Origin of the sequence: Komagataeibacter sp. FNDCR2, from assembly GCF_021295395.1 — a bacterium.
Taxonomy (GTDB): domain Bacteria; phylum Pseudomonadota; class Alphaproteobacteria; order Acetobacterales; family Acetobacteraceae; genus Komagataeibacter.
In genome coordinates, this window is sequence record NZ_JAIWOU010000001.1 from 78,939 (window position 1) to 91,509 (window position 12,571).

The 12,571-nt window shown below is 56.5% G+C and carries 11 protein-coding genes and 2 pseudogenes; 7 read left to right on the top strand and 6 right to left on the bottom strand.

What is annotated here, in order from left to right:
• The first annotated feature begins 17 nt into the window (after positions 1–17).
• Positions 18–909 (top strand): annotated as a pseudogene (locus LDL28_RS00390) (LysR family transcriptional regulator).
• A 6-nt stretch (positions 910–915) separates the two neighbouring features.
• On the opposite strand, the gene LDL28_RS00395 reads toward LDL28_RS00390, so the two are convergent.
• Positions 916–1,857: an AEC family transporter gene (locus tag LDL28_RS00395; protein WP_233056692.1), complete on the bottom strand. Its 942-nt coding sequence runs from the start codon at positions 1,855–1,857 to the stop codon at positions 916–918.
• A 99-nt stretch (positions 1,858–1,956) separates the two neighbouring features.
• Here LDL28_RS00395 and LDL28_RS00400 point away from each other — a divergent pair, with 99 nt between their 5' ends.
• On the top strand, positions 1,957–2,844 hold the full coding sequence (locus LDL28_RS00400; RefSeq protein WP_233056693.1) for a LysR family transcriptional regulator: 888 nt from the start codon (positions 1,957–1,959) through the stop codon (positions 2,842–2,844).
• A 58-nt stretch (positions 2,845–2,902) separates the two neighbouring features.
• Here LDL28_RS00400 and LDL28_RS00405 read toward each other — a convergent pair whose 3' ends face one another.
• Positions 2,903–3,532 carry a LysE family translocator gene (locus LDL28_RS00405; RefSeq protein WP_233056694.1) on the bottom strand — a complete coding sequence of 210 codons (630 nt, stop codon included), beginning with the start codon at positions 3,530–3,532 and terminating at the stop codon, positions 2,903–2,905.
• Between the two features lie 205 nt (positions 3,533–3,737).
• Between LDL28_RS00405 and LDL28_RS00410 the strand changes: the two genes are divergently transcribed.
• Entirely contained in the window at positions 3,738–4,190 is a 453-nt protein-coding gene (locus LDL28_RS00410; protein ID WP_233056695.1) for an Lrp/AsnC family transcriptional regulator, read from the top strand.
• A gap of 198 nt (positions 4,191–4,388) precedes the next feature.
• Here LDL28_RS00410 and LDL28_RS00415 read toward each other — a convergent pair whose 3' ends face one another.
• Positions 4,389–5,258 (bottom strand): SDR family oxidoreductase, encoded by an 870-nt coding sequence (locus LDL28_RS00415; RefSeq protein WP_233056696.1) that lies wholly within the window; start codon positions 5,256–5,258, stop codon positions 4,389–4,391.
• 179 nt (positions 5,259–5,437) lie between these two features.
• On the opposite strand from LDL28_RS00415, the gene LDL28_RS00420 reads away from it, so the two are divergent.
• Positions 5,438–5,761, top strand: a complete 324-nt coding sequence (locus LDL28_RS00420) for a helix-turn-helix domain-containing protein (protein ID WP_233056697.1) — start codon at positions 5,438–5,440, stop codon at positions 5,759–5,761.
• Positions 5,762–5,881: 120 nt separating this feature from the next.
• Here the strand turns inward: LDL28_RS00420 and LDL28_RS00425 are convergent, their stop codons facing one another.
• Positions 5,882–6,784 (bottom strand): LysR family transcriptional regulator, encoded by a 903-nt coding sequence (locus LDL28_RS00425; RefSeq protein ID WP_233056698.1) that lies wholly within the window; start codon positions 6,782–6,784, stop codon positions 5,882–5,884.
• A 199-nt stretch (positions 6,785–6,983) separates the two neighbouring features.
• Here LDL28_RS00425 and LDL28_RS00430 point away from each other — a divergent pair, with 199 nt between their 5' ends.
• The 3 genes and pseudogenes from LDL28_RS00430 to LDL28_RS00440 all read left to right on the top strand — a co-directional run.
• Positions 6,984–7,634, top strand: a complete 651-nt coding sequence (locus tag LDL28_RS00430; protein WP_233056699.1) for an NAD(P)H-dependent oxidoreductase — start codon at positions 6,984–6,986, stop codon at positions 7,632–7,634.
• A gap of 7 nt (positions 7,635–7,641) precedes the next feature.
• Entirely contained in the window at positions 7,642–8,982 is a 1,341-nt protein-coding gene (locus tag LDL28_RS00435; RefSeq protein WP_233056700.1) for a sorbosone dehydrogenase family protein, read from the top strand.
• A gap of 83 nt (positions 8,983–9,065) precedes the next feature.
• Positions 9,066–9,222 (top strand): annotated as a pseudogene (locus tag LDL28_RS00440) (YbaK/EbsC family protein); the annotation flags it as partial.
• Positions 9,223–9,443: 221 nt separating this feature from the next.
• On the opposite strand, the gene LDL28_RS00445 reads toward LDL28_RS00440, so the two are convergent.
• Both LDL28_RS00445 and LDL28_RS00450 read right to left on the bottom strand, forming a co-directional pair.
• Positions 9,444–11,012 (bottom strand): hypothetical protein, encoded by a 1,569-nt coding sequence (locus tag LDL28_RS00445; RefSeq protein WP_233056701.1) that lies wholly within the window; start codon positions 11,010–11,012, stop codon positions 9,444–9,446.
• Between the two features lie 183 nt (positions 11,013–11,195).
• Positions 11,196–12,284, bottom strand: coding sequence for a dsDNA nuclease domain-containing protein (locus LDL28_RS00450; RefSeq protein ID WP_217422605.1), 1,089 nt, complete (start codon positions 12,282–12,284; stop codon positions 11,196–11,198).
• Between the last annotated feature and the right edge of the window lie 287 nt (positions 12,285–12,571).

The following is a 12,571-nucleotide window of genomic DNA, read 5'->3' on the forward strand; positions in this document are numbered from 1 at the left end:
CGCCATGGAATAATCCCATGGACAGGCTTGCCACACTCGACCTCTTCGTTCGCATTGTTGTTTAGCGCCGCGGCAACTGATTGCGGCGTCTCCCGCCCGGTTGCGACCGCCGCGATCAAGGCGTTGGAGCAAAGGCTCGGTACCCGACTGCTGCACCGCTCCACCCACCACGTCCGACCAACTGAAGAAGGCGCTGCCTATTATCGCTGGTGCGTGGCGATCCTGGCGGACCTTGAAGATGCCGATCGTGGTGCGAGTGGGGCTGTGGCCGGTCTCTTGCGCGCTGATGTGATCGGGCGTCTGGCGCGCATGACCCTGCTGCCAGCGTTGCCGGACTTCCTTGCGCGCCACCCGGCGCTGACCGTTCATCTTGGCGAGGGCGAGAGGTTTGTCGATCTGGTGCGCGAAGGGGTAGATTGCGTGGTCCGGACCGGAAGCCTGCCGGATAGCGACATGATCGCCCGGCCGCTGGGCGTTATGGAAGAGGTGACGGTCGCCAGCCCGGACTATCTGGCGCGGCACGGAATGCCTGCTTCTCCCGCTGATCTTGCGGGCCATCAGATGATTGGCTTCGTGTCCTCACGCACCGGCCAGATTCTGCCACTGGAGTTTACGCGCGGAGAGGAGGTGATCGAGGTCTCGCTTCCCGCACGCCTGCTGGTTGGGGGTGTTGATACCTATGCCGAAGCGGCCAGGCTCGGCTTTGGCCTCGTGCAGGTTCCGCGCTATGGTTTTGAGGATGACCTTGCAAATGGCACGCTGATCGAAGTCCTCCCTGATTTCCCACCGACGCCAACGCCGGTTTCGGTGCTTTATCCGAGCAACAGGCAGCTTTCTCCACGCGTGCGTGTGTTCGTGGACTGGCTGGTGGAGATTATTGGCCTGCGACTTCATCCACAATGCGCGTGAGCGTCCCTACACGGGCGCAAAGGCGAGATAGAGCGAGATCGTTGCAATCGAGAACACCGTGGAGGCCAGAACGACCCGTCCGGTAAGGGCGGCCTCCCGATCATAGAATTCCGCCAGCATGAACGATCCGGTTCCCGTGGGCAGTGCGGCAAGAAGCACGGCAATATGTGTCATTGCTGGAGGCAGGTGGAGCACGGGCGCTGCGATGACCCACGTAACCAGAGGCTGGGCGATCAGCTTCAGGCCGACAAGAATGGCGGCAGTCGACGGGCGTGCAGACGCGGCACCAGCCGAATTCCCGGCAAGGAACAGACCGAGGGCGATCAGGGCGCAAGGGGATGCTGCCCCGCCGAGAAGCTTCAGGAAGGCATGAATGGGTTCCGGTAGGTGGCCACCCGATACCATGACAAGGCCACCAAGTGCTGGCGCCACCAGCAATGGATTTTTTACCAGCGAAAAGAGCGTTTTCGCGACGATATCGCGCGGCCGTGCTTCGGTCTGCAATCCGGCCTCGATCAAAACGATCGCTATGACAAACAGCACACAGACCGTCACGATCGTGGCGATAAGCGTCGGTGCCATGCCGGTATCGCCGACAAGAGACAGGACGAGCGGGAAGCCGACGAACCCCGTATTGGCATAGCTCGCGTTCAGTCCGTCAATGGCGGCATCGGCAAGATGATGTCCTGTTGATACCCGCCACCACAGCGTCCCGGCAAACACGATAAAACAGCCAAGCGTGAACGCCGCAATGAATCCCGGCTCCCACAGATCAGTCATTTTTGCATTCGCCACGATGTCGAACAGCACCGCGGGCAGCGCAAGATAGACTACGAGCCGATTGACCTCACGCGTGGCATTCGGGCCAAGCGCACCTGATTTGCGTGCGATCCATCCGGTGAGGATGAGGGCAAAGATAGGCAGGACGATCAGCAGATTGTTCAGCATCAGAGATCTCGGGCGGTCAGCAAAAGCGTGACGCTACCGGACGCTATTGATATAATCCAATGCTCATATGGTTCACGATCAATGCTTTCAGGGTATCAGATGGACACGCGGCATATGCGGTATTTCATGGCCTTGGCGGAGACGCTTCATTTCGGTCGGGCCGCCGAGCGGATGAACATGAGCCAGCCGCCGTTCAGTCGTCAGATTGCCATGATCGAGCACACGTTGGGCGTGAAGCTGTTTGAACGAAACTCGCGCAACGTAGCGCTGACCCCGGCCGGGAAACACTTCATGAAAGATTGCCGAAATGTACTGGGGCAGTTTGAGGACGCCTGTCGGGATGTCAGGCTGGTTGCCAGCGGCATGAAAGGCGAGATGCGGTTTGGATTCATGATGCATGCCGCCCACAGCGTCGTACCGCAACTCGTGCAGCTTTATGCGGAGGCGAGGCCGGATGTCCGCCTTGTGCTTGATGAACGCACGCCGACCGAGATCGATGAGATGCTGGTAGCAGGAACACTGGATGCCGCCGTAACATTTGACTGCGGATATGCGCCGCACCTGCAGACCGTGCTGCTGGCCAAGGAGCGATTACGCATCATCATGCAAAAGGACCATTCCCTTGCCGCGGTCGGCCAGATCGGCCCTGAGGAACTCCGCGACGAGAAGATCGTCGCGGCACCCGCCGCGACGGCGCCGGCTCTGCGATCTGCGATCAACAGCTATTTTTCTGCCAGGGGAATTGTCCCACATGTCGTGCTTGAACCGCGGTTACAGCACACGATCATCCAGCTTGTTGCGAAAGGGCTGGGGGTAGCCCTTATCCCCGCATCGCTGTGTGCCGAACTGGGGGCCGGGCTGATATCACGGGCTTTGACAGACGCGCCTCAACTCGACGTTGTCCTTCGAGCGCCGATTACTACGAAAAACCCCGCAGTCTCGACATTCATGGAAATCGGGAAATCGATACAGCGGGCTTCACTCTAATTCATGGAACCTGTGCAGAGAGCCAGTTTCCAATATCTTCGCTCTCCATATTCCATTGTCATGAGTGAAGTAATTTTATGATGTCTTCCGACGCCAGACCCAGACCAAGCATAATCATGATTGCTCCGGATATATAGCCCGTCACGATGGAGGCTCTGGGGCGGCTGCTTAAGATTGTCCGTGCGCCAAATCCGACCATCAGATAGATGGATACGCAGTTTATTGTATGAATGATTCCCAAAACCCCGATCTGCAAAAAGATCGGCCACGAAGAACCCAGATTTGTAAACTGGGGCAGAAGGGCGAGAAAAAACAGAAGAGCCTTGGGGTTCAGGCCACTGATGGCGAACCCTTTGGCAATCCAGCGCCGTACGCTTGTTTCCCGTTTATGTCCTTCTTTCGGCAGGGGAGGATGACGCAACAGGGAAATGCCCAGTTTTATAAGATAGGCCGCGCCTGCAAACGTCAGAATGGTGACCGCAAGTGGCATGCTGGCGACAAGCGCGCCGATACCGCCTGCGACCGTTCCGGTAATGGCGAGATATCCCAGAAACAGGCCGAACACAGCGGGAACGACTGCGGCATGATCACGTATTCCCGCGGAAATGACATATGCCCAGTCAGCACCAGGGGTTGCGGCAAGGAGGATGGAGATCGTCCAGAAGGCAAGAAGTGTATGCAAATTCATCGAAGATGCGTCGCTTTAGAAGAAAATCCACAAGGTCCCACGGCGTTTTCATGCTCTCCGATTATGCTCCGGATCGCCACCCTACGACGCGAGAGAGGGCAGGATAGCGCGGACCAGCGGATATGAGGTTGCGTTTATGCCAATTTCTCCATCAATATTTGGCATATGATTGCGTCAGTACGCTCATCCCTGATATAAGATGTCAATGAAACTGGATGCGATTGATCGGCGTATTCTTCGTGTTCTTCAGGAAGATGGCCGCTGCCCCAACAATGAACTTGCGAGGCGCGTTGGGCTCTCTCCATCACCATGCCTGCGCCGGGTGCGGATGCTGGAAGAAAGCGGCGTTATCGAGGGCTACGTCGCCGTTGTGAATCCTGCAAAAGCCGGGTTCGGCGTGACGGCCTTTGTCAGGATATGGCTGACGGGAGAAGACGAGCGGCAGTCCGAGCATTTCGTCGAGGAAATTGGAAAACTTCCACAGGTGACAGAAGCGCATGTCCTCGCGGGAGATTGTGATTTCCTGTTGCGCGTTGTTGCAGAAGACCTTCCAGGACTGAGACGTTTTCAGAGTGAACAGCTTGCACGGATCAAAGGCGTGCGGAGTATGAAGACCGACATCCCCCTCCTGAAGGTCAAGAACGCAAGCTTTGCATAGGGTGAGGCTTATTCTTGGTGGCGAGATATAACTTTTCGGCAGCTGTCAGGGTGATGTCTGCATTTGATGCAATGTTCTGGGTATGACGGCCCCGGTAATTCACGAACGTCCGGACCGCCCGGCAGTAAAATAAACGACTGGAGCTGGGACGTGGGCCGATCTCTGCAGACTACAAAGGTCGGCCCTCCGGGTGAGGAATCAGAAGAACTCGGCTATGGTGACATCGAAAGGAGTGGTCGTTCGCCCAATCAGCCGGGCAAGATCGCCGCTGTCATCAAATAATGCCCCTTTTTCCACGCCCGCATCGGTGTCGGAAAGGATCATGGCAAGAGGCTCCGGCGTCCCCGCGGCAAGCAGCGCCTGGCGATAATCTTCCGGAGCCATGTTTCGGTAGGGCAGTGGTTTGCCAGAGATCTTCGCGACAGTAGCGACGAAGTCGGGGAGTGTGTAGGAGGCGTCGCCAGCCAGTTCATAGGTCCGGCCGGCGTGGTTCCCGTCCGCCAGCACCACCGCAGCAGCCCTTGCGTAATCTTCACGCGCAGCAGAGGAGATACGTCCATCTCCGGAAGCGCCGAGGAAGACGCCTGCCTGCAGGGCAGGTTGTATTCTCCACGTGTAAACCTCGGTGTACCAGCCATTCCGAAGCAGAACGAAGGGCACGCCGGCCTCCTGCAGCGCAAGTTCGGTTTCGTAATGCTCGCGGGCAAGGAACAGAGGAGAAGTGTCTGCGTGGAGAAGGCTGGTATAGGCGATCTGGTCAACGCCTGCGCCTTTGGCTGCCGCGATGACATTTCGATGCTGAGTTGTCCGCTTCCCCACCTCACTGCTGGAAATGAGGAGGAGCCGATCGATCCCTGCAAACGCGCTATTTAACGTTTCCGGCCGGTCATAATCGGCCACGCGAACGTCCACGCCTTTGTTGCGGATCGCGATTGCAGCTTCGCGGGACGGATTACGCACGCCCGCCACAATGACGCTGGCGGGCAGCGTCTCAAGGAGCGCATCGATGACCAGGTTTCCGAGGTGGCCGGTAGAACCGGTGACAAAAATCTTGGATGTAGCAGGCATCGTCGCTCTTCCTTGCGGTTCACAATTGACACAAGGTAACTAGGTGAGACCAATAGCGGTGTGAAGGAGGCAGAATTTTGGGACAGGGTGAGGCAGAAGTAACCGTCCCGGCAGGCGAGGTCGTACGGGACTTTTCTGCGGAATGGCAATGTGACCGACTGGCTGATGGAGAGTGCGCGGTGCGTGATGTTCTCGATCGCATCGGAGATAAATGGTCGACGCTCATACTCGGGACACTCGCGGCAGGCCCGCATCGGTTCAGCGCCGTTCAGCGTGCGATACCGGACATTTCCAAACGGATGTTAACGCAGACCTTACGCGACCTCGAGCGCGACGGTCTGATTGCACGCGCGGTGTTTCCGACCAAACCGCCTAGCGTCGAGTACCGGTTAACCCCCCTTGGCGTTACGATCCTGGAGCCGCTGACCGCCCTGATCCGATGGGCCAACAGGAGCCATGCTGCCATCCTCACCGCTCGTTTGGCATTCGACCGAACTTGTTGAAACCGTGCATCGCACCTTGACGCGTCCACCAGTTTTCAGGAGTACAATGGTAATAAGCCATCCCGCTACAGGATCGTGGTGGAAGAGGATGCATTCAATATCGGATGGTCTCCATGCGGATTAGGCACGCATGTATGCCTGAAGGCGCGGAATAACGAAGTCGAGAAATACCTTTACGCGCTGGGGCGCCTGTTTGCCGCCCAGATAGAGCGCATGGATCTCTTCTTCGTCCTGCGCGTCCGCATGAGCCAGAACTTCGACGAGGCGGCCGGCCTTGATGTCGTCGCGCACATGGTAGTCGCCAAGCCGTGCCAGCCCTGCGCCCGCTAGAGTCAGGCGCCTTACTGTTTCCCCGTTATTGGCGAGCAGGGGGCCTCGGACGATACGATCCGCGATGCGTCCTTTCTCCTGTAGCGGCCAGACAGGGGCGGCACGTCGGAAATTGAAGCCGAGGCATTTGTGGCGGTCCAGATCATCAATGCTTTGTGGCGTGCCGAACCGACTCAGGTAATCCGGCGATCCAACAATCTTGCGTCGTGCCGTGCCGATATGCCGGGCTGTCAGATTTGAGTCCTGCAATGGTCCGACCCGAAAGGCGACATCCGTACGATCAAGATAAAGATCCGTCAGTTCATCGGAGAGCGACAGATCCACGACGATATCCGGATAGGCGCCCCAGAATTCTGGAAGGAGAGGTTCGAGCGCCAGTGTTCCAAAGGCCACCGAGGCGTTGATGCGCACAGTGCCGCCCGGCCGAACCGATCCTGTTGTGAGCGCATGTTCCATGTCATAAAGTTGGGCGATCAGCGCCTGAGCACGTTCGTAGTAAAGCCGCCCTTCCGGCGTGATGGAAAGGCGGCGTGTCGAACGTTCGAGCAGGCGTACGCCAAGGCGTGTTTCAACGCGGGCAATCAGTTTGCTGATCGTCGAGGGCGTTGTCATCGACAGGCGCGCTGCTTCGGAAAAACTGCCGCTTTCCACGACACGCAGAAACATCTGCATTTCGCCAATCCGGTTGTCCATCAGCGCCCCTTTGATGAAACAGGTTCACAAGTTCTGTGGAGAAGCGACGGATTATCAAACCCTGTCAAGTTCATCATGTTCCGTAGGGAACAGATGCCGCTCGCACTGCTGATGCGTCATCATATTGAAAATTCTTCCGGACATTGGCTCTGAATTCTGGTCAGGCGTATCCGGGATGCTTTTGCAGGACACTATTGCGATGAAAAACATTCTCCTTCTGAACGGCGGAAAGGCTTTTGCCCATTCTCATGGCCGTCTGAACGATACGCTGCACGACGTCGCCCTTGAGATCCTGTCGAACGCGGGTTTCAGCACGCGGCAGACAAAGATCGATGCTGGCTACGATATTCAGATGGAAGTCGAAAATATTCAGTGGGCTGACCTGATCGTCTATCAGATGCCGGGCTGGTGGATGGGCGCGCCCTGGACCGTCAAGAAATATGTCGATGAAGTTTTCACCGCCGGGCATGGCACGCTTTACGCCAATGACGGGCGCAGCCGGTCGCATCCTGAGCGCAAATATGGTTCAGGCGGCCTGCTGCAGGGGAAGCATTACATGCTTTCCCTCACATGGAACGCCCCGGAAGAAGCCTTTGTCGATCCGAGGCAGTTCTTTGCAGGGAAGGGGATCGATGCGGTCTATTTCCCTTTCCACAAGGCCAATGAGTTCCTGGGGATGACACCGCTTCCGACGTATCTGGCGACTAACGTCATCAAGGAACCACACGTTGACCAGACGATCGCGCGCTATCGTGCCCATCTGGCAGACGTTCTTGGCTTTGTTCCGTTTAAGACTGATGTCACATCAGAGTGCAGAGCGCAGGATCGTCCCGGCACCATGGAACCGTGAGAATAATATGAAGACGTGGATAGGATGGGGTGGTGTCGGAGTGATCGGACTGGCGGTGCTCGGTGCAGCGACATGGGAACTTGGGCTGCGTCCGGAAATGGCATCCCTTCCCGTGATGGCAGGAACAGGCCCGCACCCTGATCTGCCGCAGCCCCGCCATACCCTGTTTCCCACCGTCAATGTCGCGACGCCTGTGGGTTGGTCGGACGGTCAGGCGCCCGTACCCGCTCAAGGGCTGACTGTTACGCCCTATGCGAAGGACCTCGATCATCCCCGATGGCTCTACCGGTTACCCAATGGCGATATTCTGGTGGCTGAGAGCAACTCGCCCAAAACGGATGTCCAGACCCTCAAGAATCGCATTGCGGGGTTTGTGATGGGCAAGGTTGGCGCGGGGAAGGCCAGCCCGGACCGGATCATCCTGTTGCGTGACACGACAGGGAACGGGTCGGCGGATACCCGCACGGTTTTTCTTGACCATCTCTATTCGCCTTTCGGGATGGCTCTGGTGGGCAACGATCTGTATGTCGCCAACGCCAATGCCATTCTCCGCTTTCCCTATCATGACGGTGACACGCGGATTGATGCGCCGGGCACCAAGGTCACGGATCTGCCGGCCGGCTACAACCATCACTGGACGAAGAACCTGCTTGCCAGTCCGGACGGCCGTTTTCTGTATGTGACCGTCGGATCCAACAGCAACGTTGCCGATAACGGGATGGAAGTTGAGGAAGGACGGGCACGAATCGATCGGCTCGCTCTGGCCACCGGAAAGTTGACGCCCTATGCGACGGGGCTGCGCAACCCGAACGGCCTGGCCTTTGAGCCGGAGAGCGGTGCCCTGTGGGCGGCGGTCAACGAGCGTGACGAAATCGGTAGCGATCTCGTCCCCGACTACATCACCTCGGTCAGGGAGGGCGCATTCTATGGCTGGCCTTATAGCTACTATGGCCAGCACGTTGATACACGGGTTTCGCCGCAGCGACCGGACCTCGTTGCGCAGGCGATCGCGCCGGATTACGCGCTTGGCCCGCATACGGCCTCCCTCGGCATCACCTTCTCCCAGGATGCCACCCGGCTTCCAGATGCCTGGCGCCACGGGATGTTCGTGGCACAGCATGGATCGTGGAACCGCCGTCCCAAGAGCGGCTACAAGGTTATCTACATACCATTCGCTGACGGGAAGCCGTCCGGGCCGCCAGTTGACGTGCTGACGGGCTTTCTGACACCGGACGAAGTGCATGTGCATGGTCGACCGGTGGGCCTTACGATGGATCATTCGGGAGCATTGCTGGTGGCCGACGATGTGGGCGGTGTTGTGTGGCGCATGACTGGAAAGGAGCAGTAGCGGGTGGGGATAAGAGTGCCCCCTGAAGGTCTTTGACATCCTGCTTGATATCAACCGCCGGGATGGCATGCGTGGCATACGGCTTTGGGCTGCTGCAGCCGATCAGAGTGTTCTGCGACATCTCGCTGCGTGCGTTTGACGAAGTCTGGCCCGCAGCAAGACGACCGGAACAGCTCCGTATGTCTGACGCCGGAGCAACTGGTGGAGTTTGTTGGCGCAAAATGGGTCGATGTCAGCCAGTACTCATGTCCAATTTCGCCTCAAACTGGACGTTCAATCGCAGTCGACGCTGCACCGTTAGCGGACATATTGTCTCGATCGACTGTCCAGTTTGTCGCATCTGTCAACAGACGACAAAACGGTCGCTCCCCGCTGATGGTGGTGAGCGAGAAAATTGCGAAAGCTACTCTAAATAGCTCCTGAATCTATTTATAGACGCGCGTAATTGGAACGTAATTGCGTTATTCCGCAGCCAGTATCTTTTGGAAGAATGGATCGAAGATGTTCTTAACCCGATCAAATTCGTTTTCACGAAGAATTTGGCGCTTGGCTTCGCCATAAGTGGCGATGGCGACCCCTTCGAATTTAAGCCCTGAAGCGTCCTCGGTAGCAACGATGGTCTGCACGTCGTCGGGAACGTGATCGAAAATGAACTTCAACATCTGGGGAAGGTGAACTTTGTCCTGACCTTGCTGGTTCGGGGAATCAATCACGACAGGGAATCTGATGCTCGTCGTGAATTTAATCTTCGTGTAAAGGAACGCATAATAGTAAGCCAATAAAGCCCGCGGTCCCTCGCTTCCTCGCGCAACGTTGATGGAAACGATTGACTGCTTTTCCGGTGCGTCGAGATGGACGTCCAGTTCCTGCGAATACATCGACAGTCGGGAGCGATAAAATCTCATGATCTCCGAGGTGCGCATTTTTTCGGTGAACTTACTCATCGAAGCACGCAGAAGCTCGGTTTTATTTCTGGAACCGTCCGCCGCCACAATCTTTTCGTTTAGCGATACCCGGAGAAGCTTGGCGGCTTCGGTTTTGCCGGCCGCGACGAGCACGTCATTGAGGGACAGCGACTGTTTTTCCGTTTCGAGAATCTTTTGGACGCGCGTCAGGCTTGCACTGATCTCGTCAAGCTTTCCTCGCTGGGCCAGCTCCTTTTCGGTAAGTCTTCCCAGTTTATACTTCGCCTCAGTCAGCGCCTTCGACAAGACGCCCTCATCCTCGATCAAGGCGAACCTTTCGGCAAGGGAGTTCTGGTACTCGTGCCCGCAGGTGGGGCACTCAACCTGATGTGGTAACGAGGACGCGAGGTCGAACTCACCTCGCATTTCGTTCAGAGTATTCCTGAGGAAAGCAGCTTCGGCCCTGACAAGATGAGATTCCTCATGAAGGTCGGACATCGTCCGACGATGCCTCGCCTGCAGCACAAGAAGACGCTCGCTTTCCGCAACAAGATCATCGCACTCGCTGGCAAATTCCTGCAAGTCGTAGATTGGGGTCGTGCCTTCGATCTCTTCAAGCTGGGTCATCGCCTGGCGAAGCGTGTCGACGGCAGTCTCCAAGCTGGAAAGGACGATCTTCTCCTTCGTAAGTTCGGCCTTGGCGGCATAGTAGCCATCCGGCCGTATGCCTGAATGATAATCCGCAAGCGTACGCACACTCTCTGGCAGGTAGAAGTCCTGGCGGAAGGAGACCCAAGTATTGTCCCAGCTTCCATCTTGATCAATGTAGAACGGTGCGAACAGATACGCAGGCGGCGGCGTTAATGTTTCCCCATCCTTGTCCACCATCTCCAGCTTGAAGCCGAAGAACTCGGCAAGCTTTGGCCCCCAATCTTTGACCAGTCGCTGCCCCCAGAACTGTCTGTTGCCCTTGTCATCGAAGAGCGAAAGCATTCCGTGGGCCTTTACCGAAAACCAGATCGCACCCGCGAACTCAAATTCGAGGCAACTCGATACGTTGGCTTTCTTCCAGCGGTCGTCAATCTTGTTCGGCGTCGCGCCTAGAGTCTCGTACAAGCTCTTCATTATAACTGACTTTCCAAAGCCGTTTGCGCCTTGAATCAACAGTTTTTGTGAACGCAATGGTACGTGCAACGCTCTCTTTTCGACTTGCGACAACAGGTAGAGATTTTTGAATTTTACCGTTGGCATTGCTACTCTCACTGAGTTTTCGAAGGACTCGCCGCAGTCTCATAGTGTTGTCGTCTGTCATGTCATGGCTTCCATCAACTCGACGATCATGGCGGACTGGAGATCGTAGGGCTCTGACGTGGGCTCAACCAGGCCGTGGGCTTTCAAGGCTACGGCCGCCTCCTTTACGCTCTCCATCGTGCTCACTGCGGTCTTGTCGATTGCGCCGCGGATCGCTTCGCTCAGATTGGTGGCCGCCCTGATTCCAATGCGACGGGCATCAACATACGCTATGCACATGTTCTTAATACGCTGGATTTGTATCGCTTTCATTCCATCGGCAGCGAATTCGTCTTTCACGCTAGACCACCATTCGACAAGATTTTTCCGCCTGCTCTGAACCCGTACGATCAGACGGTTGATCGCTTCGCGGTCCAAAGCAACACGCTTACGCAATTCTTCGACAGTCGCCGACTTGGTCTTGTTGCCGGTACACTCACCCGCGGCAGCAAGGAGAGTCGTGTAGAAAGGGCTGGAGACGGCTACAAAATCCGGATCGAGTTCTTCTAACATCGTTACGATCCTGCCAAGCACCGTGGCGCGATAGCTTTCCAGATCGAATGGAACACGCTCGAAAGTCAGAAGCGTCACGTGGCTCTTGTCGAAACCGGTAGGGAAATCTTCCTCTAGTGACTTCATTAGTGCTTTCTGATCAGCGGAGCAGAGATCGGCGATCGAAAGCTCGCCATCGTGGAGACCAGATTGGGTGGCTGTAGCCAAGGTTGCGTTCAGCGGTCGGTTCGACAATATTGATGCTCGGCGAATTTCTGGGCCGAACTGTGCAATATTATAGTACGCCTTGCCGATGATGGATTTCGGCAGTTCACCCTTCGGGCTTCGCCTAGCGAGCCTCTTGGCGGTCCAAGTCAGTTCGCTGCTCGATTTCACTTGATAGAATGAAAGCTCTGAGTTCTCACCTTCTCCAACGAAAACGACGAGATCGTCGTGATGATCGAACAGGGCGACGAATTCCTTGCCTTGCTTGAAGATGTCGAGAACCAGCGCTATCGACACGTTCACCTGAAAGTCAAAGGCTCTGAACGCGGATGGGCCGGCGGTTTCGCGCGGCTGTTTCGATGCTACCGTCTTTAACGTGGGCTTTGGCAATGACTCTCGTTCCAGAAGGGTTTGAAAGTTTTACCAACGTAATACAAAAAATAGAAGTGAGGCTATAGCCAGCAGCGTCGGATCACTGGTGGCGTTAGTTGTAAGACACACCAGATCTCGGTGAAATGTGCTCTTTCAAGATAAAGGCAAGTGCCTAGCCATGACCAAATGAGGGCGCTTCGCAATCGAAACATGACGACCTCGGGAACAGCCGTTTTCTCACCCCGGCAGCCCATGAGCAGGCTGTCTGCTCTCCCCCCCCCCTTTTGCCTCATGCCTATGTACGA

Bases quoted from the DNA above. Each gene is read 5' to 3' on its own strand.
- LDL28_RS00395 (WP_233056692.1), bottom strand. From the start codon at position 1,857: ATGCTGAACAATCTGCTGATCGTCCTGCCTATCTTTGCCCTCATCCTC.
- LDL28_RS00400 (WP_233056693.1), top strand. From the start codon at position 1,957: ATGGACACGCGGCATATGCGGTATTTCATGGCCTTGGCGGAGACGCTT.
- LDL28_RS00405 (WP_233056694.1), bottom strand. From the start codon at position 3,532: ATGAATTTGCATACACTTCTTGCCTTCTGGACGATCTCCATCCTCCTT.
- LDL28_RS00410 (WP_233056695.1), top strand. From the start codon at position 3,738: ATGAAACTGGATGCGATTGATCGGCGTATTCTTCGTGTTCTTCAGGAA.
- LDL28_RS00415 (WP_233056696.1), bottom strand. From the start codon at position 5,258: ATGCCTGCTACATCCAAGATTTTTGTCACCGGTTCTACCGGCCACCTC.
- LDL28_RS00425 (WP_233056698.1), bottom strand. From the start codon at position 6,784: ATGGACAACCGGATTGGCGAAATGCAGATGTTTCTGCGTGTCGTGGAA.
- LDL28_RS00430 (WP_233056699.1), top strand. From the start codon at position 6,984: ATGAAAAACATTCTCCTTCTGAACGGCGGAAAGGCTTTTGCCCATTCT.
- LDL28_RS00435 (WP_233056700.1), top strand. From the start codon at position 7,642: ATGAAGACGTGGATAGGATGGGGTGGTGTCGGAGTGATCGGACTGGCG.
- LDL28_RS00445 (WP_233056701.1), bottom strand. From the start codon at position 11,012: ATGAAGAGCTTGTACGAGACTCTAGGCGCGACGCCGAACAAGATTGAC.